17 protein-coding genes and 1 tRNA gene are annotated in these 19,307 nt (G+C 64.4%); 11 read left to right on the plus strand and 7 right to left on the minus strand.

Features of this window, described 5'->3' with window-relative positions; translation table 11 throughout:
* The first annotated feature begins 33 nt into the window (after positions 1–33).
* Both AQ619_RS06450 and AQ619_RS06455 read left to right on the plus strand, forming a co-directional pair.
* Positions 34–834: an ATP12 family chaperone protein gene (locus AQ619_RS06450; RefSeq protein ID WP_335338046.1), complete on the plus strand. Its 801-nt coding sequence runs from the start codon at positions 34–36 to the stop codon at positions 832–834.
* Positions 835–964: 130 nt separating this feature from the next.
* Entirely contained in the window at positions 965–2,497 is a 1,533-nt protein-coding gene (locus AQ619_RS06455) for an acyl-CoA carboxylase subunit beta (RefSeq protein ID WP_062145610.1), read from the plus strand.
* 784 nt (positions 2,498–3,281) lie between these two features.
* Here AQ619_RS06455 and ruvX read toward each other — a convergent pair.
* Positions 3,282–3,773: a Holliday junction resolvase RuvX gene (gene ruvX / locus AQ619_RS06460; RefSeq protein WP_062145612.1), complete on the minus strand. Its 492-nt coding sequence runs from the start codon at positions 3,771–3,773 to the stop codon at positions 3,282–3,284.
* 122 nt (positions 3,774–3,895) lie between these two features.
* Between ruvX and gatC the strand changes: the two genes are divergently transcribed.
* From gatC to gatB, 3 genes are read left to right on the plus strand one after another with little or no spacing between them, the layout of a single operon-like run.
* On the plus strand, positions 3,896–4,183 hold the full coding sequence (gatC, locus tag AQ619_RS06465) for an Asp-tRNA(Asn)/Glu-tRNA(Gln) amidotransferase subunit GatC (protein WP_062145614.1): 288 nt from the start codon (positions 3,896–3,898) through the stop codon (positions 4,181–4,183).
* A complete protein-coding gene (gatA, locus tag AQ619_RS06470) occupies positions 4,183–5,655 on the plus strand; it encodes an Asp-tRNA(Asn)/Glu-tRNA(Gln) amidotransferase subunit GatA (RefSeq protein ID WP_062145616.1) in 1,473 nt (490 codons plus the stop codon). The genes gatC and gatA overlap by 1 nt, the downstream gene beginning before the upstream one ends.
* A gap of 5 nt (positions 5,656–5,660) precedes the next feature.
* Entirely contained in the window at positions 5,661–7,154 is a 1,494-nt protein-coding gene (gene gatB / locus AQ619_RS06475) for an Asp-tRNA(Asn)/Glu-tRNA(Gln) amidotransferase subunit GatB (protein WP_062145618.1), read from the plus strand.
* Positions 7,155–7,209: 55 nt separating this feature from the next.
* Here gatB and AQ619_RS06480 read toward each other — a convergent pair whose 3' ends face one another.
* Positions 7,210–7,707 carry an RcnB family protein gene (locus AQ619_RS06480; RefSeq protein ID WP_062145620.1) on the minus strand — a complete coding sequence of 166 codons (498 nt, stop codon included), beginning with the start codon at positions 7,705–7,707 and terminating at the stop codon, positions 7,210–7,212.
* A gap of 594 nt (positions 7,708–8,301) precedes the next feature.
* Here AQ619_RS06480 and AQ619_RS06485 point away from each other — a divergent pair.
* Positions 8,302–8,574: an SEL1-like repeat protein gene (locus tag AQ619_RS06485; protein ID WP_062151334.1), complete on the plus strand. Its 273-nt coding sequence runs from the start codon at positions 8,302–8,304 to the stop codon at positions 8,572–8,574.
* Positions 8,575–8,619: 45 nt separating this feature from the next.
* On the opposite strand, the gene AQ619_RS06490 is transcribed toward AQ619_RS06485, so the two are convergent.
* Positions 8,620–9,360, minus strand: coding sequence for a polysaccharide biosynthesis/export family protein (locus AQ619_RS06490; RefSeq protein WP_062145622.1), 741 nt, complete (start codon positions 9,358–9,360; stop codon positions 8,620–8,622).
* A gap of 85 nt (positions 9,361–9,445) precedes the next feature.
* On the opposite strand from AQ619_RS06490, the gene AQ619_RS06495 reads away from it, so the two are divergent.
* The 4 genes from AQ619_RS06495 (at position 9,446) to AQ619_RS06510 (ending at position 14,169) form a co-directional block, all read left to right on the plus strand.
* Complete coding sequence (locus AQ619_RS06495; RefSeq protein WP_062145624.1) at positions 9,446–10,945, plus strand: GumC family protein; 1,500 nt, start codon at positions 9,446–9,448, stop codon at positions 10,943–10,945.
* 88 nt (positions 10,946–11,033) lie between these two features.
* Positions 11,034–11,735, plus strand: coding sequence for a P-loop NTPase family protein (locus AQ619_RS06500; RefSeq protein ID WP_062145626.1), 702 nt, complete (start codon positions 11,034–11,036; stop codon positions 11,733–11,735).
* A gap of 62 nt (positions 11,736–11,797) precedes the next feature.
* A complete protein-coding gene (locus AQ619_RS06505; protein ID WP_084745795.1) occupies positions 11,798–12,973 on the plus strand; it encodes an O-antigen ligase family protein in 1,176 nt (391 codons plus the stop codon).
* 185 nt (positions 12,974–13,158) lie between these two features.
* Positions 13,159–14,169 (plus strand): sterol desaturase family protein, encoded by a 1,011-nt coding sequence (locus AQ619_RS06510; RefSeq protein ID WP_062145631.1) that lies wholly within the window; start codon positions 13,159–13,161, stop codon positions 14,167–14,169.
* Here the strand turns inward: AQ619_RS06510 and hfsH are convergent.
* Genes hfsH through hfsE form a run of 4 tightly spaced genes read right to left on the minus strand, consistent with a single transcriptional unit; the run spans position 14,166 to position 18,890 of the window.
* Positions 14,166–14,939 (minus strand): oligosaccharide deacetylase HfsH, encoded by a 774-nt coding sequence (gene hfsH / locus AQ619_RS06515; protein WP_062145633.1) that lies wholly within the window; start codon positions 14,937–14,939, stop codon positions 14,166–14,168. The genes AQ619_RS06510 and hfsH overlap by 4 nt on opposite strands.
* Positions 14,939–15,871, minus strand: a complete 933-nt coding sequence (hfsG, locus tag AQ619_RS06520; protein ID WP_062145635.1) for a polysaccharide biosynthesis protein HfsG — start codon at positions 15,869–15,871, stop codon at positions 14,939–14,941. The genes hfsH and hfsG overlap by 1 nt, the downstream gene beginning before the upstream one ends.
* Entirely contained in the window at positions 15,868–17,310 is a 1,443-nt protein-coding gene (gene hfsF, locus AQ619_RS06525; protein ID WP_062145637.1) for a polysaccharide biosynthesis protein HfsF, read from the minus strand. Before hfsF ends, hfsG begins: the two co-directional genes overlap by 4 nt.
* A gap of 8 nt (positions 17,311–17,318) precedes the next feature.
* Positions 17,319–18,890 carry a polysaccharide biosynthesis protein HfsE gene (hfsE, locus tag AQ619_RS06530; RefSeq protein ID WP_084745797.1) on the minus strand — a complete coding sequence of 524 codons (1,572 nt, stop codon included), beginning with the start codon at positions 18,888–18,890 and terminating at the stop codon, positions 17,319–17,321.
* Between the two features lie 130 nt (positions 18,891–19,020).
* Here hfsE and AQ619_RS06535 point away from each other — a divergent pair.
* Positions 19,021–19,111: transfer RNA gene (locus AQ619_RS06535), tRNA-Ser, on the plus strand.
* Positions 19,112–19,307 lie beyond the last annotated feature (196 nt).

Raw genomic sequence — 19,307 nt, forward strand, 5'->3', positions numbered from 1 at the left:
CCGGGTTCCCGGCACTTGTATCCGGGGGCGTTCTTGACCATTCAACGCCCTGGACCGGCCGATCCGTCGTCCAAAGCCCTGTACCTGCCGAAGGAGGCCTCACCCGTGGCCGAGAAGACCCCGCCCCTTGAAAAGCCCCGCCGGTTCTACAAGGCGGTCACGGTCGGGTCCGTGGACGCAGGCTATGCCGTGCAGCTGGATGGCCGCACGCCCAAGTCGCCGGCCAAGTCGGCCCTGGTCCTGCCGTCGGAGGCCCTGGCCCGACTGGTCGCCGACGAATGGGAAGCACAGGACAAGGTCATCGACTCGACCGTCATGCCGGCCACCCGCCTGGCCTTCACCGCCATTGACCGCATTGCCGAGACCCGCGCCGCCGTGGCCGCCGAGGTCGCGGCCTATGCCGGCTCCGATCTGCTCTGCTACCGCGCCGAGCACCCGACGCCGCTCGTCGAGCGGCAGACCCGCGACTGGCAGCCCGTGCTCGACTGGGCTGAACAGGCCCTGGGCCTGAGCTTCCAGCCCGTCACCGGGATCATCCATACGCCCCAGCCGACCCAGACCCTGGCGCGGGTTGAGGCCCTGGCCGCCTCGCTTGACGATTTCAGCCTGGCCGGGGTGGCCTATGCCGCCGGTCTGCTGGGGTCGTCGGTCCTGGCCCTGGCCCTGCGCGCCGGCGAACTGGATGGCCAGAGGGCGCTGGACCTGTCGCGCCTCGAGGAAATCTTCCAGGCCGATACCTGGGGCCAGGACGAGGAAGCCCGGCTGCGCGCCGACAACCTGGCGATCGAGGCCCTGGCCCTTGAGCGCTGGTTCCAGGCCCTGGCCCAGGCCTAGCCCTGGCCGCCGGCTTTGCTGCACTGCCGTAAGGGCTGGCTTGCCAGTCCGGCCGCGCGGCTTTACCCCTCGTCCGATAAGGCGGCCCCACGGCCTGGGAGATCGCCGTCTGGAGCAGGGGAACGCATCCGTGCAGAATATTCTCGAGGAACTGGATCGTCGTCGCGAGCAGGCCAAGGGCGGCGGCGGCGAGGCAAGGGTGGCGTCACAGCATGCCAAGGGCAAGCTGACGGCCCGCGAGCGCATCGATCTGCTCCTCGATGAAGGCAGCTTCGAAGAGTTCGACATGTTCGTCGAGCACCGCAGCGCCGATTTCGGCATGCAGGACCAGAAGATCCCCGGCGACGGCGTCGTTACCGGCTGGGGCACGATCAATGGCAAGGTCGTCTATGTCTTCTCCAAGGATTTCACGGTGTTCGGCGGCTCGCTGTCGGGTGCCCACGCGGCCAAGATCGTCAAGGTCCAGCGCCAGGCCATGAAGGTCGGCGCGCCGATCATCGGCCTGTTCGATGCCGGCGGGGCCCGCATCCAGGAGGGTGTCGACAGCCTGGCCGGCTATGCCGACATCTTCATGGAAAACGTCCTGGCCTCGGGCGTCGTGCCGCAGATCAGCGTGATCATGGGCCCCTGCGCCGGCGGCGACGTCTATTCACCGGCCATGACCGACTTCATCTTCATGGTGAAGGACACCAGCTACATGTTCGTGACCGGTCCTGACGTGGTCAAGACGGTCACCAACGAGGTGGTCACCGCCGAGGAACTGGGCGGAGCCCGGGTGCATGCCGCCAAGTCGGGCGTCGCCGAAGGGGCCTTCGAGAACGACCTGGAGGCCATGACGCAGGTCCGCCGCCTGGTCGATTTCCTGCCCAGCTCCAATCGCGAAACCGCTCCCGACCGCGAGAGCTTCGATGAGCCCCTGCGCGAGGAAATGAGCCTCGACACCCTGATCCCCAGCGATCCGGGCAAGCCCTACGACATGAAGGAACTGATCCTGAAGATCGTCGACGAAGCCGACTTCTTCGAGATCTCCAGCGAGTGGGCCAAGAACATCATCTGCGGTTTCGCCCGCATGGACGGCGAGAGCGTCGGCATCGTTGCCAACCAGCCCCAGGTTCTGGCCGGGGTGCTGGACATCGATTCCAGCCGCAAGGCCGCGCGCTTCGTGCGCTTCTGCGATGCCTTCAATATCCCGATCGTCACCCTGGTCGACGTCCCGGGCTTCATGCCGGGGACCAAGCAGGAATATGGCGGCCTGATCAAACATGGCGCCAAGCTGCTGTTTGCCTATGCCGAGGCCACGGTGCCCAAGATCACGGTCATCACCCGCAAGGCCTATGGCGGCGCCTATGACGTGATGAGCTCCAAGCACCTGCGCGGCGACCTCAACTATGCCTGGCCCACCGCCGAGATCGCGGTCATGGGGGCCAAGGGGGCGGTCGAGATCATCTTCCGCGCCGAGGCCAAGGATCCGGTCGCCCTGGCTGCCCGCGAGGCCGAATACAAGGCGGCTTTCGCCAATCCGTTCGTGGCCGCCAGCCGCGGCTATATTGACGACGTGATCATGCCGCACGGCACCCGTCGGCGGATTGTCCGGGGCCTGAAGAGCCTGAAGGGCAAGGAACTGTCCAACCCCTGGAAGAAGCACGACAACATCCCGCTCTAGGGCCTGTCGGCATGGTCAACCGGCCAGCGCCGCTGGCCCCCTCCTGACCTGCTTCGCAGGTCGTCCTCCCCCTTTCAGGGGGAAGATGAAACGCGCCAACCCATCTTCCCCCTCCGGGGGAAGACGATCGCGAAGCGATCCGTAGGGGGCAAGTGCGGGGATGAACTGCGCCTAATCCCCGAACGATCTCTGCGAGACTGCTGTGAAATCAACACTCTGAAAACAGTCTCAGCGCGCCCGTCCGACGCGCTGAAACCTCCCGTATTCTGTCCCCACCTCGTCGCGAGGAAAGGGCGCAGGGCCAGCGACCATTGCGGCGGCGGGGGGTGATCGAGCGGGGCTGGGCTTCAGGGGGATACTGAAGCGTGTCCGGGGATCTGGTTGCTGGCCAGACCCGCCCGCCGTCGGCGTGGTTGAAGGCAAAAGGGCGTGTCTGGCTGAAAGCCCGTCCTCTTCGACCGCCGGAGCGCGCTGGAAACGGCGGGATCCGGGTCCCGGTAAGGCCTGAACAGGGCCACCTGGCGGGAGGCTGACGGAAAACGGTCACGCGGAGCGCACGGCTTCGTCGAAACGGTAATCTCTATCCAATCATCCGGGCGAGCCCGGACGCTTCGCGACCCTTTCCACAACTCAGCGAGAGATCGTGTGAGGTCGCGAAACTGTAGCTGCTCCCCCTCTGGGGGAGCTGTCGCGGAGCTACTGATGGGGCTAATGCGGCGTTCGCCCAGCGGGCCCCCTCCGGCCCTCCGGGCCACCTCCCCCGGAGGGGGAGGATCTAAGAAAGCTAAACCTTGCCGGCCGCCTCGCGGATGCCCCGCATCCGCTCCAGCGCGCCCTGCAGGATCCAGCCGGCGGCCATCTTGTCGACTACCTCGGCGCGACGCTTGCGATTGATGTCGTGCTCCTCGATCAGCACCCGGGTCACGGCAGCGGTCGACAGGCGCTCGTCCCAGAAGGTGATCGGCACGTGCGGTTGCAGGCGCAACAGGTTGCGGCCAAAGGCGCGGTTGGACTGGCAGCGGACGCCCTCGGTGCCGTCCATGTTCATCGGCAGGCCGATGACGATGCCGGCGGCCTTGCGGCTACCCATCAGCTTGAAGAGCGTCTCGGCGTCCTCGGTGAACTTGGACTTGCGGATCAGGGCCAGGGGACTGGCGACGGTCAGGGTGACGTCGGAAACGGCCACGCCGATGGTTTTTTCGCCGGGATCGAGGCCGACGATCGGCAGGTAATCGGGGATGGCGGCGGCGAAGTCTTCGATGTCTAAAACGGGCATCGCGCCTCATAACACATCGAAGGGCCCAACTTACATTGGGAAGCGCCCAACTTAGGTTAGGAACCCTTGTCAAAGCGCCCCTCTGGCGGCTAACCCACGCGCTTGGAATTCAGGAGGCCCCCATGGCCATTGACGTCGCCACAGTGCGCAAGGTCGCGCGGCTCGCGCGGATCGCCACACCCGAAGATCGCCTGGAGCCCCTGGCCCAGGAGCTCAACGGCATCATGGCGTGGATTGAACAGCTGGCCGAGGTCGATACCGACGGCGTCGAGCCCCTGACCAGCGTGGTCGGAGCCGGTGCCCCGTTGCGCGAGGACGTGGTGACCATGGGCGGCGACGCCTCGGTGATCACCTCCAATGCGCCCAAGTCTGTCGACGGCTTCTTCGTCGTGCCCAAGGTGGTCGAATAATGAGTGCCCTGACCTCCCTGACCCTGAAGGCTGCCATCGATGGCCTGACGGCCGGCGACTTCACCTCGGTCGAACTGACCACGGCCCATATCGAGGCCATTGAGGCCGCGCGGGCCCTGAACGCCTTCATCGTCGAGACCCCGGAACAGGCCCTGGCCATGGCCGCGGCCTCCGACGCCCGTCGCGCCCTGGGTGCGGCCGGCCCGCTGGACGGCGCGCCCCTGGGCATCAAGGACCTGTTCTGCACCAAGGGCGTCCAGACGACCGCCTGCTCGAACATCCTCAAGGGCTTTGTCCCGGAGTACGAATCCACCGTCACCAGCCAGCTGTGGCGCGACGGTGCGGTGATGCTGGGCAAGCTCAACCTCGACCAGTTCGCCATGGGCTCGTCCAACGAGACCAGCGCCTTCGGCCCGGTGACCAATCCCTGGCGCTCGACGGCCAGCAACAAGGCCCTGACCCCCGGCGGCTCGTCGGGTGGATCGGCTGCGGCCGTGGCCGCCGACCTGTGCCTGGGGGCCACCGCCACCGACACCGGCGGCTCGATCCGCCAGCCGGCCGCCTTTACCGGCACTGTGGGCATCAAGCCGACCTATGGCCGCTGCTCGCGCTGGGGCGTCGTGGCCTTTGCCAGCTCGCTGGACCAGGCCGGCCCGATCGCCAAGACCGTCGAGGACGCGGCCCTGCTGCTGACCTCGATGTGCGGCCATGACCCCAAGGACTCCACCAGCCTCGACGTGCCCGTGCCGGACTTCACCCAGTTCGTCGGCAAGTCGGTCAAGGGCCTGAAGATCGGGATTCCCAAGGAATACCGCGTCGACAACATGCCGGCCGAGATCGAGAAGCTGTGGGAAGACGGCATCGCCTGGCTGAAGGAAGCCGGCTGCGAGATCGTCGACATCACCCTGCCGCACACCAAGTACGCCCTGCCGGCCTACTACATCGTCGCTCCGGCCGAGGCCTCGTCGAACCTGGCCCGTTATGACGGCATGCGCTACGGCCTGCGGGCCGAGGGCGGCAATCTGACCGAGACCTATGAGAACACCCGCGCCGAAGGCTTCGGCGACGAGGTCAAGCGCCGCATCCTGATCGGCACCTATGTGCTCAGCGCCGGCTATTATGACGCCTATTATCTGAAGGCCTTGAAGGTGCGTCGCCGCATCGCCGAGGACTTCGACAGGGCCTGGGAGCGCTGTGACGCCATCCTGACCCCGACGGCGCCGTCGGCGGCCTTCGGTCTGGGCGAGAACAGCAATGATCCGATCGCCATGTACCTGAATGACGTCTTCACGGTGACGACCAACCTCGCCGGTCTGCCGGGCCTGTCCCTGCCGGCCGGGCTCGATGCCAATGGTCTGCCTCTGGGCCTGCAGATCATCGGCAAGCCCCTCGACGAGGGCACGGTATTCTCGGTGGCCGGGGCGCTGGAAAAGGCGGCCGGGTTCAACGCCAAGGCCGGAAAGTGGTGGTGAGTGCGATGACCGATCAATCGAAAACCATCCAAGGCCGCACCGGCCCCTGGGAAATCGTTCTGGGCCTTGAGGTCCATGCCCAGGTTGCCAGCAAGTCCAAGCTGTTCTCCGGCGCGGCCGTCGGCTTTGGCGCGGGCCCCAATGAGCAGGTCAGCCTGGTGGATGCCGCCATGCCCGGCATGCTGCCGGTCCTGAACGGCTTCTGCGTCGAACAGGCGGTCAAGACGGGTCTGGGCCTGAAGGCCAAGATCAATCTGAAGAGCCGTTTCGACCGCAAGAACTACTTCTATCCCGACCTGCCGCAGGGCTATCAGATCAGCCAGTTCGATCAGCCGATCGTCGGTGAGGGCGTCGTCACGGTCGAGCGCGACGATGGCACGACCTTCGAGGTGCGCATCGAGCGCCTGCACCTGGAGCAGGATGCCGGCAAGTCGCTGCACGATCAGGATCCGAACGCGACCTATGTCGACCTGAACCGTGCGGGCACGGCGCTGATGGAGATCGTCTCCAAGCCCGACATGCGGACCTCGGAAGAGGCCGCCGCCTATGTGAAGAAGCTGCGGACGATCCTGGTCTATCTGGGCACCTGCGATGGCGACATGGACAAGGGCAACTTGCGCGCCGACGTCAATGTCTCGGTGTGCCGTCCCGGGGCCTACGAGAAGTTCCGCGAGACCGGCAGCTTCAGCCATCTGGGCACGCGCTGCGAGATCAAGAACGTCAACTCGTACCGCTATATCCAGCAGGCCATCGAATATGAGGCCCGTCGCCAGATCGAGATCCTCGAAGACGGTGGCAAGGTTGATCAGGAAACGCGCCTGTTCGATCCGAACAAGCTGGAAACCCGCTCGATGCGGTCCAAGGAAGAGGCGCATGACTATCGCTACTTCCCCGATCCCGACCTGCTGCCGCTGATCCTCGATCCCGACTGGGTGCAGTCGATCGAGGCCACCCTGCCGGAGCTGCCGGACGCCAAGAAGGCGCGTCTTCAGAGTCAGTATGGCCTGTCGGCCTATGATGCCGGGGTGCTGATCATTGAAAGCGACCGGGCCGACTATTTCGAAGCCGCCGCCAAGGGGCGGGATGCCAAGCTGGTGTCCAACTGGGTGACCAATGAGCTGCTCTCGAAGCTGTCCTCGGGCGGCCACGAGATCGCCAACTCGCCCTTGCCCTCGTCCGACATCGCCCAGCTGGTCGAGCTGATCGAGAACGGCACCATCTCGTCGAAGATCGCCAAGGAGGTCTTCGAGCGCATGTGGGCCGGCGAGGGGCGTCCTGCCGAGATCGTCGAGAAGCGTGGCCTGGTCCAGATCAACGATACCGGGGCCATCGAGGCGGCTATTGACGCCCTGATCGCCGCCAATCCGGACAAGGCTGCGGCCGTGAAGGACAAGCCCCAGGCCATCGGCTGGTTCGTCGGCCAGGTGATGAAGGAGACCGGTGGCAAGGCCAATCCGGCCACGGTCAACGATCTCCTGAAGTCCAAGCTGGGCCTGTAGGCCCTGAACCGCGCCCCGGACCCTGGGTCCCGGGGCGCGGCAGTCTAGGCGGCGGCTAGTAGCCGCCGTTCATCACGTCGAAGATCAGTCCGGTCGCAATGGCGGCGAGGACATAGTCATTGCCGGCCCGGTACCAGTAATAGCCGCGCGGCGGCGCATGCAGACGGTAGCGGTGGTAGTCGTGCACGACATAGCCCCCGCTGCGATAATAGGGCGGCAGATAGGCGCCGCGCCGCCAGGCATTGTATCCGGGCCGATAGCCAGGGCGGCCGTAATAGTATGACGGAGGCGCGCCGTAGTAGAAGCGGTCGCGATAGTAGTAGCCATTGTGGCGGCCGCGATCCCAGCGGTCTTCCCGCCGGTCCCAGCGGTCCTCGCGGCGGTCCCAGCGTCCGCTGTCGTGCCGGGCGTCGCGACGATCTTCACGGCGGTCCCAGCGATCCTCGCGACGGTCCCATCCGCCGCGATCCTGGGCCGAAGCGTCGCTGGCCGTGAGCGCCATGGGGGCGGCCACCGAGGCGACCGCAGCGATGGTGAGCAACAGACGTTTCATCTCGTCCACTCCTTTTGGTCGGGCGGTTTCTCAGCCGCCGAGTCCCTCGACCTGGCGAACAAGGTCGTTCTGGCCGGCTGAACCGGGCCTGAATGGGGCTGTCAGGCACCGGTCTTGCTCCGGTGGTCAGGTCGTTTGGTGTGGTGAATCGGCAACGTGTGGATCGTGATCTGATCTGCGACCAATCGTCCAAGGCGGACGGCTTCAACGCGACATGGCTTGCCTGCGGCACAAACCGGCGCTTCAGTGATGGTGCAGAGGGGCGCTCCGGCCTGGGCTCGACCCTAGCCGCTCGGGGCCCCAAAGCGCCGGAATGGCCTGACAAACCGGCCGTTTGACGTGTCTCTGGCGGCTTTGAGTCTTCGCTGGGCTCGACCTGGCGATAGACGTCCTGGGTTGCCGAAGGGCGCGGCGTTAACTCGCCGTATACATGCCTTTACACTGAGTAATACCCCTGAAGAATGCATGTATTCAGATCATGATTCATGATGTCGCGCCGCTTAACTATATATTCAGTGGCGATGGACTTTCCTGCTTTCAGGCCTGAGATCGGACAGAACGTCTGAGGGGCCTGCAAGTGGAGAAGATGCCATGATGATGAGCCTCGAACCCCCGCCCGCCCATGTCCTGCCTCTGCCGACCCCCGAGTCCTCGGGCGACGAGCTGTTCCGCATGGGGCTGATGTATTCCACCGGTCAGGGCGGCGCGCCCGTCGACTATGTCTCGGCCCACATGCTGTTCAACCTGGCGGCCATGCGCGGTTCGGTCGAAGCCAAGGTCTATCGCAAGGAACTGTCGCAGGAGATGGCCAGCGAAGACGTCGCCGAAGCTCAACGCGCCGCGCGGGAGTGGCTGGCCCACGGCTGACTCCGGCTTTCCGGATTCGGCAGCAGGCCAGTCCTCAGCTGAAGTCTATTGGCCGACGCCGTTGACTGCGTAGCTGAAACTGACCGGCAGCAGGTCCCGGAAATACTGCTGCATGAACAGGCCCGTTTCGGCCGCCCCGCTGCGCGGCACGTAAACGATGTCGAACCTGCGGAGTGGGATCAGGTCTATGCCACCCGGATTGGTCATCCCCTTCAGGAGGTCGGCCGTCCGCAGCATGGCGCGGCCATCTGGCCCGCGACGAATGATCACAACCTGGCTGCGCTTCGAGGACGCCTTGAAGCCGCCAGCCTGAATTACGGCGCGCAGCGCGTCCACATCACCCGGCATGTCGTACACGCCGGGAGCGCCGACCTCGCCGCCGACAAACACCTTGAGCGGCATTGTGGCCTTCACCGCCACCTGCACCTGCGGCCTGAGCAACTGGCTGCCATAGGCCTCGGTGATCGCATCCTCCAGCTCAAAGATCGTCCGATCCGCTGCCATCACCGGTCCCAGCAGGGGCAGGACAATGCGCCCGTCCGGTTGAATGATGGCCGTTCTGTTGAGTTCAGTGGCCGATGCCACCGTCACCTCGACCTCATCGCCCGGATAGAACCGATAGGAGGGCTCCTGTTCGGACCAGTCCGCGTAGCCGATGTTCGGGAAGTTCGCACTGGGGCGTGGCGCAGGCGTGAGCGGCTCGCCGTCCACATGGCTACAGGCCGTTACGCCACTGCTTAAGAGCAGGATGGCCAAGGCTGTCGAAAGGGGCGTGCGTGAGTGCATGCGGCAAGTCTTAACAGGAATGGGTAACGAACTCTTAAGGGCGAGCGGACCAGTTTGGCTCTGAGAGTGAACCCTTCGGATTCGTATGTCGACGACGAGCGCCTGGACCAGTGTGCCGCACGATCCTCCGTCGCAACGCGACTGGGCGACCCGTGCCCGCTATGCGCCGTCCGACTTCATCACGCTGCTTTGGCGAGAACGCTTCCTGATGCTGGGCATCTTCCTGGTGATTGCCAGCGTCGGCATCGCCTTCTCGATGACCCTGAAAAAGAACTACACGGCAGAATCCAGCCTCTTCGTTCGCCTTGGCCAGGAATATGTCTATGAACCCCGTGCCGGCGATGCTGGCCGCGGAGCGGTGCCTGACGTGGATCAGGTCATCCAGTCCGAAGCTGAGATTCTCGGTAGCGGCGAGCTTCGGGAGCGCGTCATTCGCAAGCTTGGCTTCGCGGAGGTGTTTCCGTCACAGGCCACAAAATACGCCGCTGCGACACCGGAAGGTAAGCGCAAGCTCATTTCCCTTGGGCGCGATTCCATCGCCAAGCACCTGAAGATCGAGACCGCGCCGGACAATTCCATTATCCGGCTGTCTTACCAGAACGAAGCTCCGGATCGGGCTGAGAAGGTGTTGAACACCCTGCTGGAAGAGTATCTCACCTATCGTCGGCGGCTGCTGATTGGTGGCGACGACCGTGTCCTGCAGCGGCAGAAAGACATCTTCGAGCAAAAGCTCCAGGAGACGGACACGAGCTACCAGTCCTTCCTGACCACCAATGACATCGGCGACTTTTCGGCCCAGAAGGCGACGCTGACGCAACTGCAGACTCAGGTCGAGCAGCAGAAGTACTCGATTGAAGCCCAGTTGCAGGATCGCACCGCCCGACTGGCTGCGGTCGAGTCTGAACTCGCGCGGACGCCGGCCGAAACCGTGCTCTATCGCGATGCCGACACGACGGCGGCGGCAAAACTCAACCAGTTGAAGCTGGATCGTGAGGGTTTGCTCTCTCGCTATCGTTCCGATGCGAGCCCGGTTCGCGATATCGATGCCCAGATTGCCCAACTGGAAAAGGGCATGGCGGCGGGGCGCACCAGTGGTGAGGGCGCGCGGCGGAGTGGCCCCAATCCGATTTGGCAAACCCTGCAGACCTCCCGCAACGACCTGATCGCCGAAGTCGCGGCCCTTCGGGTGTCTGAGGCAACCGCGGGTCAGCAGGTCGCGGATGTGAATCAGCGCTTGCTGCGCCTGGCTGAACTTGAGCCGCAGTTCAATCAGCTGAGCCGCGATCGCGATGTCCTGTCGTCCAATGTTCGTGACTTTACGGTCAAGGAACAGCAGGACGAGGCGCAACGTCGGATGTCATCGGAAAGCAGCGACAATATTCGCATCGTCCAGCGCGCTGTGGCACCGTCTCAAGGCAAGAGCCTGCAGAAGCCCATTCTTGCCCTGACGATCCTGTTTGCGGCCTTCACGGCAGCCTGTGCCGGCCTGGTTAGGATGTTTCTCCGTCCTGGCTTGCAGACCCCTGCTTCGGCGGCTCGGACCTTGAACCTCCCGGTTCTGGCCTCCGCCGGCTACAAGCCCTGAGCGGTTCCCAATGAGTGCTTTGGTCGCCTTTCGCGCGCTCAGGGAATGGCGCTAGTTTGAAGCTTCTGAACGCGCGGCGATTCGACGGATGGTAGATTTGAACGCCGAGATGGCGGAGTTGTGGAGCTCACTGGGCGCACCAGCGCCTGGGCGTCCGCACGTCATCCAGGTGGTTGCCGCCCGGAGAGGTGAGGGCACATCCACCATAGCCCGCGAACTCGCCCGCTTCACCTCCGCCCGCGCCGGCCGCAAGACCTGGCTGGTCGATATGGATCTGGCGACTTCAAACCAGTTCCAGACCCTTTCGTCGCAGCCCGAGCGGTTTGGCGTCCTGGGACCGGCCGTGGCCGCTTCGCCTGATGAGTCGGCCTTCTTCACGGTTCAGCCACCGGCTCCCCGCTCTGACGGTGGCGTCTGGCCGGATTCCAAGTACCTGACCGCACATAGTGTCGGCGGATCTCGCCTTTGGGTTACGCGCTTCAATCGCGATGCTCTTCGAGGGCGTCAAAAGGTCCACATCATTCCGGGTGCCGAGTATTGGCAGGCGCTGCGTCGCCACGCGGAGGTCATTGTCGTCGACAGTCCGTCGACAGATCGCTCCCAGGCTGCCCTGACCGTAGCCCAGCACATGGATCAGACGGTTCTGGTGGTTTCGGCCCAGCAACCTGACGTCAAGCCTCCCGCCCAGTTGCGCGATGCCCTGGCCACAGCGGGTGGTCGTTGCGCGGGTGTGTTCTTCAACCAGGCCTCTGTGCAGCCGCCCGCCTTCCTGCGGGCGATCCTCCCGTGACGCAGCCGGGGAGGGCACCGCTCCTCCTGCCTCAGATCGCGCTTTTCTGCGCGGCAGTCGCCATGCTGCTGCTCTACAGCGGCGGCTGGGCCCTACCGCTTTTTGGTGAAAAGGCCGACGAGTCCGCCGCAGGCTTCATGCGCGTCGCCTATCTGCCCGCCTATGCCGCAGGCTTTCTGCTGATCGCGCTTAATCCTCGCAACCTGCTGCGGGTGCTGGTTCGCCAGCCTCTGTTGATCGTGCTGATGCTGATCGTGATTGGCTCGACCTTCTGGTCCATAGCGCCGGACGTCACGACCCGTCGCGCGTTTGCGGTCACCTGCACCACCCTGGGCGGACTGGCGCTCGCCGCCCGCTACAAGTGGGCTGAACTGGCCGAGGTGGTGGGGGCGACCTTTGTGGTGCTGATCGTTGCCAGTTTCATTGTCTGTCTGGCCGTGCCGTCGATCGGGGTGATGACGGAGCTGTTCCCTGGAGCCTGGAGAGGGCTGTGGATGGAGAAGAACGGGCTCGGGGGGCTGATGGCACTCGGCTTCTGTTTGCTCTCGGCTGCCGCTCTGCTCAATCCCCAGAGGGCAAAGCTTTGGTGGCCCTTCGCAGGCCTGGCACTGGTGCTGGTCCTGATGTCCACATCCAAGACGTCCCTGGCCTCTCTTCTCGTCGGGGCGGCGGCCTTGGTCTTTGTTCTGATCGCCAGACGGAGCCCCGCAGCCAGCGCGGCCATCACCTGGACGGGCGTGACCGGCGTTCTGCTGGTGGCAGGGTTCCTGCTCGTGGCTTCCGATGTGTTCTTTGCCATTCTTGGCAAGGACGCCACCCTGACAGGCCGAACGGAGATCTGGAGTGCGGCCATGCGCCAGATCGAACTCAGACCCTGGACCGGCTATGGCTACGCTGCCGTTTGGGACAACAAATCCGGATGGGGCCCTTTTGCCTGGATCTCCAAGGATGCTGGGTTCCAGGCCCACCATGCTCACAACTCCTGGATCGAGCAGTGGCTTGGTATGGGCATCATCGGCCTGGCGGCCTGGGGTCTGTTCTATCTTCAGACCCTGACCCTGGCGATCATCGCCGTGTTCCGTGAGCGCGGAGCGCTGCTCGTCTTTCCGTTTCTGGTTGTCTACACCCTGGTGTCGCTGACTGAGAGCATCGCGGTGGTCTACAACGACTTTCGCTGGGCGCTTTTTGTGACGTTTGCGGCCAAACTGGCCTTCTCGGACCGGCAGCAGGCGAGCTAATAGGCGCTGGCTCGAACCAAGTTTTTAACCGCCGTGACCTAGGATCTCCGTTCAGATCCTAGACGTCGAAATGGGCGGAGCCCTGATCAGTGCAGACCACAGCCATTCAGGCCGGGCCGAATGACGGTTCCAGCGAAGACCAATCCAGCACGGGGAACAAGCCCTCGGGGTCTGGGCCGGCGCGCTTGGCGATCATTCTCGGCTTTCTGGTCTATGTTGCCCTGGTGGGCCTGGCATGGTGGAGCGTCCTGCAGGTCGTACCGGGCCAGGTGTCTCTGACCCTGCTGGGCCGGACGCTGCAGACGGATTCGGCGCATGAGCACATCAACAATGCCGCCCTGATCTTCCTGCTCCTGCCTTCGGCACTCTGGATCGAGGCGGTTACCGTTGGATGGTCGAAGAGTTCGGCCCGCCAGCTGCTCTTTTGCCCCACCGCCTCACTGAAGTCTGATCTGGCCTGCTTTGTCCTGGGCCAGGCCCGCATTCTCGACATTGTCGGGCGCGTTTTGATGCTGGGGGCCTCGATGGTTTCCGGCGCCTGGGTTCAGAACTGGCTGCGGACCACCACGGGCCTGGATATCGGGCCACCGCCGGTGCCATTGCCGCTCCAGGTCGTGTTCTATTTCTATGTCTACACCTTCTTCGACTACTGGACCCACCGGCTGGACCACACCCGCCGCTTCTGGCCTCTGCACCGCTATCACCATTCAGCGAGCGACTTTGGCGTGATCACCGCCGGTCGTCAGCACCCGGCGGCCTTTACAGGTGTCTTTGTGGTCAATCTGCCGATGGCTGTTCTCGGTGCGCCGGCGGATGTGATGATCTACGTCAATGTCCTTGTGGTGGGCATTGGCTTCCTGATCCATTCGAGGATTGACGCGAACTGGGGATGGGTCGGTCGCTATCTGATCCAGTCGCCCAATCATCACCGCCTGCACCACAAGCTGGATATGAGCCATCCTACGGGGCACTTCGCGATCGCTCCGATCTGGGACTGGATGTTCGGCACCTGGTACGGCGACGCGGATGCGTCAATCGCCATTGGCGTCGACACACCCTACCGGCATGGATTGTTCGTCCTGCGCGACATGCTGCGTGACTATCTGCACTTCTGGATCGGTCTGTTCGGGGGGCGCAATGATGGGCCGGATTCGGACCTGTCTCTGCTACCGAAGCCCCGTGCCGCGAAGCTCTAGAGGCCGATCCGGCGGGCCCCTTCGGCGACGGTAACGACGTCGAAGCCGGCATGAATTGCGCCATCGACCAGTCGCTCAAGCGCTTGGGTCGAACAGCCCCATTGGGACGGCGTGTCAGAGACGTCGTGGGTATAGAGGATCAGCCAGGCCTTGCGCGCATGGGCACGGTCCAGCCAGTTCAGGGCGACAGATTCTCCGTCCTCGCCCTCAATCCCCACGGCGGGGGCCTGGTTCAGGTCTGCGCCATTGGCGATCAGACCGTGATGCAGGGCTCTGACGGTCTTGAACCGCGCCGCCAAGAGCTGTTTGGCAGGCGCGCCGACGTCTCCATAGGGATAGGCGAAGCTGACGGGAGCAGCGACACCCCAAGACCTTAGCGCCGCAGCGTTCTGGTCCAGGTCGGCTTGTGTCGCCTCTTGTGTCGATTGACCACAATCGAGGTGGGAGTAGGTGTGGCACCCGATCTCGTGACCGGCCTCATGCAGGCGCGCTGCGTCCTCGCCCGTGGCGAACCGACCCATGGGGCCTTCGCGTCCCGTCAGGCCGGCTGCGAAATAATAGGTGCCGCGCAGGCCCCGCGCCTCCAGGACGGCTGCGCCAGCGACGCAGGCCGTGGCCGGGGCATCGTCAAAACTGAAAGAGACCATGGGTCGCTCCAGCTTGACCCGCGCCGGGCGGCGATAGGCCAGTCGGATGAGCCGGCGACGCAACTTCCCCTTCAGGGTGCGGTCGGGCTCATAGGCGTCGACCTTGTCATGGCTGGTCTGCATCATACGGCTTCACAATAGAGCGCGGCGCGATAGAGCCGCATGGCCAAGGCTCGCAGGGCGGTCGGAGCGGCCTCGTTGAGAGCAAATGCCTTCAACAGGGGCCGCCAGGCCGTCCTGAGCGGGATGTGTTTCAGGGCGCGCGCCACCTTGTAGCTGGGATAGGTGCTGACGATCTCGCGGTGGGCGCTGACGACGCGGGCAAAGTTCGATGCCGACTGCTCATACTTGGCCGCTATGACCGGCGCAGTATCGAGGCCCAGATGCGTGGCTGAATTGTCGATGTGCAGAATGGGATGGCTGCGTCCGACCCGCATGGCCCACTCGACGTCCTCCCAGCCCCAACCGCTGAAACCCTCATCGAAGGCGACCGCTTCAAAGACGTCGCGGCGGACCAGCAGATTGGAGGTAAAGACGTGCTTTTCCGGGGCCTTGGCCCGCTCCGGTGCAGGCGTGCAGTCTCCCCGCAACGCCATGGCCCGATGAAGGGCGTGCTCGGGGCGAAGGGGGGTCTGGTTGAGGGTAAAGCCGCCAAAGGCGATCGGCGTGTTCTCCCGTTCGGCCAAGGCCGCCCAACGGGCCAGGAAATCAGCGGGATCGGGCAGCATGTCGCTGTCGAGAAACAGGAAGTGGTTCGCGCGCGCATGCCTGGCCAGCAGGTTGCGCCCCTTGGAGCGGCCCTGGTTGGCCGTCAGTCGAACCAGGCGAGCGGGCAGCCGCATCCGCTCGATCCGGCCGGCGATGCGGCTGGCCAGGGCATCGTCTCCGCTTCCGTCGTCCAGAACGATGACCTCAGCACAAACAGCCGGATCATCGAGCGCTGCAAGCAGGGCTGACGGGTCATCGCGAAACATCGGGATCAACACGGAGAGGCGTGGCTTGGCCGTCGTCCAGGCTGCATTGTCCACGATGAACTCTTTGACCGGAGAGGTCATGCAGGACGGGCCTTTCGTCGAATGAGACCAGAGATCTTGCCGCGAAGACCGTCGACATCGAGTCCCAGCATGATGCCGCCATAGACGACCGCACCCACGCCCGCCTTCAGGATCAGTTCCTGAAGGCCGCCGGGAGAGGGCATGGCCATGACAGAGACCGCCATGACTACACAGCCTAGGCCCGACTTGCCCAGCGTGCGCCAGGGAATTGGCAGGGGCTGAGCGCCTTGGCCAAGGGTCCAGGCCGCCAGCGCGCCGATCCCATAGCTCGCCGTTGTGGCCCAAAGGGCACCGTTCAGGCCGAACCTGGGGATCAGGACCAGGTTCAGCACCAGATTGGCAAGGGCTGGGACCGCCATGGCGACGATCAGAATCGGTGTGCGTCGACCCAGGGTGAAGGCCTGGAGCAGATAGTAGGTGGTGACACCCGCCAGCCAGCCGCTGGCGGCGATCCAGGGAACGACCTGAATCGCGCCGGCGCGGAGCGACTCGCCGACCATCAGTTCGACCAGCGGCTCGGCGACCAGGGCGAGACCCACAGCGGCGGGCAGGGTCAGCAGGACCATGAAGGAGGCCTGCTCGCGGGCAGCGTCCTTCAAGGCTGCAGCACCGCCACGCTCCAGTGCGGATACAAGGGCGGGGCCGCCCGCCATGCCCAGCCAGATGAAGACGACGTCCAGGGTCCGGCTGCCCAGTGAATAGCCGGCATGGTAGACCCCGACCGCTGCTTCACCCAGATAAGCCGCCAGAAGGAAACGGTCTGTGGTCGCAAGCACCAGGGCCAGGATCAGCGACAGCGCGACCGGCACGCCATAGGTCGCATAGTCACGGGCCAGGGCCCGATCGAAGTGCCCCCCTCTCATCCGACCCAGGTCGGTGGGAAGCACGAATATGAGGCAGAGCAGCGAAATCGCCCCCATGCCCATCAGGGGTGCCGCGCCGCCCAGGCCGACAAGGGCAAGGATCAGGCCCAGGAGGAAGCCGCCGACGGTCTGGACGATGTCGAGCAGCGCCGCGCTTGAGACTTCGCCCGCAGCCCGACGGCGTTCCTGGGACAGCTTGGTCAGGCTTTTGATACTGGCGGAGGCGAAGGCCGCAGCCAAAGCGACCTTCATCGGGGCGGCGAGCGGCAGCAGGAACAGGACGACGCCCGCTATCACGGGGATCACCAGGGCGCAGCCAAACCACAGGCGATAGAGCGTTGCGAAGTGGTCCGGCAGTCGACCATCTTCGCTGCGAGCCGCGAAGAAGCGCGCCATGGCCGCTTCAGACCAGGTCAGAAGGAGGGTCTGGGTCAGGCTCAAGGCCGAGAAGGCCAGGGCGTAGCCGCCGTACTCCTCAGGCGAGAGAACCCTCGTGAACAGGACGATGGTCAGCAGGCCAACCACGCCCTGTGCGATGTTGACCGGCAGATAGCCGAGGATGCCACGCCAGAACATCGTAGACCTCAGCGCACTGTCGCCCGGTCCCCCAGCAGGCAGGGGATGGTCATGATGATGATGTAGAGGTCGAGCCAGAAGGATTGCCGTTCGATATAGTCCACGTCCAGGGCAACCCGTTCGCGGACGAGTTCTGGTGTATCAACCGGTCCACGCGAGCCGTTGATGGCGGCCCAGCCTGTGACGCCCGGCTTCATGCGATGCCTGTGGGCGTATTGCTCCACCAGTTTTGCCGACTCCACGTCGCCGGTCTTCATGCCGACTGCGTGGGGTCGCGGACCGACGATCGACATCTCGCCCGCCAGGACGTTGAACAACTGGGGAAGCTCATCGAGGCTTGTCTTGCGGATGAACCGCCCAACCTTGGTCACGCGATCATCATTGGCGCTGATCTGGCGGACAGCCCGGGCGTCAGCCATGTCGTGGCGCATGGAGCGGAACTTCCAGACGAGGATCTCCTCGTTGTTGAAGCCATGCCGACGTTGACGGAAAAAGACCGGGCCAGGACTGTCCAGGCGGACGGCGATGGCCACGATCGCCATGATCGGCGCGGCGACGATCAGGCCACCGATTCCGACAACCAGATCCTGCAGGCGTTTGAGTATGGCTTTTCGCGTGCTGCCGAGGTTGCCGGATAGGTCTGTCAGGGCGGCATCGGCAATGCGGGACACCGCGGCATCGCTGGCCTGATCGCGGCCGACGTCGACGAACAGACTGATCGGATTGGGCAGGACTTCCAGCTTTTCTACCAGCTGCCGGACCCGGCTCTGAGCGGCCGGTGTGACCGTGATCACGATGCGGTCGACATAAGGCATGACACGGTGGTCGATCAGGGCTGAGGTGTCGCCCAGCACGGGTACGCCCAAAAGGTTTTCCGGCGCGCGGTCCAGCCGGTCATCGAAGATCCCCAGCACATTGACCTCGCCGGTTCGCAATGCGGCTTCAATCAGATGCTGAGCATTGGCGGTAGCGCCGACCACAACGATATTGGGCGTCAGACGTCCATGCCGGCGCCCGCGGCCGATGATGATCCACCAGCCGGTGTGCAGGACCAGAACCAGGGGAGCCAGGCCCATAAAGGCGACGACCGGAAAGACCGTGGGGGCGTTCCAGGCGGGCAGGGCGGTGTTTACCGCCAGGACTGTGGTTGCCCCTGCGCCAAAGGCGGCCGCGACTCGCAGGGCGTGTCGGGGCAGGGGCTCGCGCCGCGCGAAAACATAGGCGTCCAGAGCCCGAAGCGAGAGGAGCAGCACGAGCAGGCCCCCACCCAGGGACAGGATGGCGTGTCCGGGAATTAGAGGGTCCCCGGGGCGCTGCGACATTATTGCGAACATCGCCGCGCAGTATCCGGCTGCGATAAGCGCATCGACGGCCCGGAACGCCCGAGCCAGGGCGCGCGCTTCGAATCGAGCCCGCGCCGGAACCAGATGCTCGGGACGGAAAGGGCCTCTGCGCGCGCTGGATGGTGAATGTCGCGAAGTCCGGCTGCGGGGGGGCGTTGGGACCACGTCCACCTTCGGCGCACCGTCGGATGCGGCGTCGCTCGGGACCGGGAGATCGCGGGAAATGACGTGCGGCATGGGCTCTGGACCGATAAACTAGCAACCAATCTAGCTTCGCGGTCTGAGCTTGACGTTAACGCACCGATTTCCTTCCACGCATGATTGTCATGGGCCCACGAACAGGCTATCCAGCCGCTCCCTCTCAGGAGGAGACGTGGCCGAGAGGCTGAAGGCACCGCTTTGCTAAAGCGGCATACCCCAAAAGGGTATCGAGGGTTCGAATCCCTCCGTCTCCGCCACCCCCTGTTCTAAACCGTTGAAGTGAAGCGACTTTTTCTGCGGCTTCGCTTTCGGTACCTACTTTCGTCCCTACTGGGCGCGGCGATAGCGCCGGATTAATCGGGATGATTTGGGAGGCTTGCCCTCGCGTGCGCGCGTGATGTGGGAAGAAATCCGGCTGTGAGCCACGGCTGCGGGCCTCAGCCTTGATTGGCT

It is taken from the genome of Caulobacter henricii (genome assembly GCF_001414055.1).
In the GTDB taxonomy this organism is placed as follows: domain Bacteria; phylum Pseudomonadota; class Alphaproteobacteria; order Caulobacterales; family Caulobacteraceae; genus Caulobacter; species Caulobacter henricii.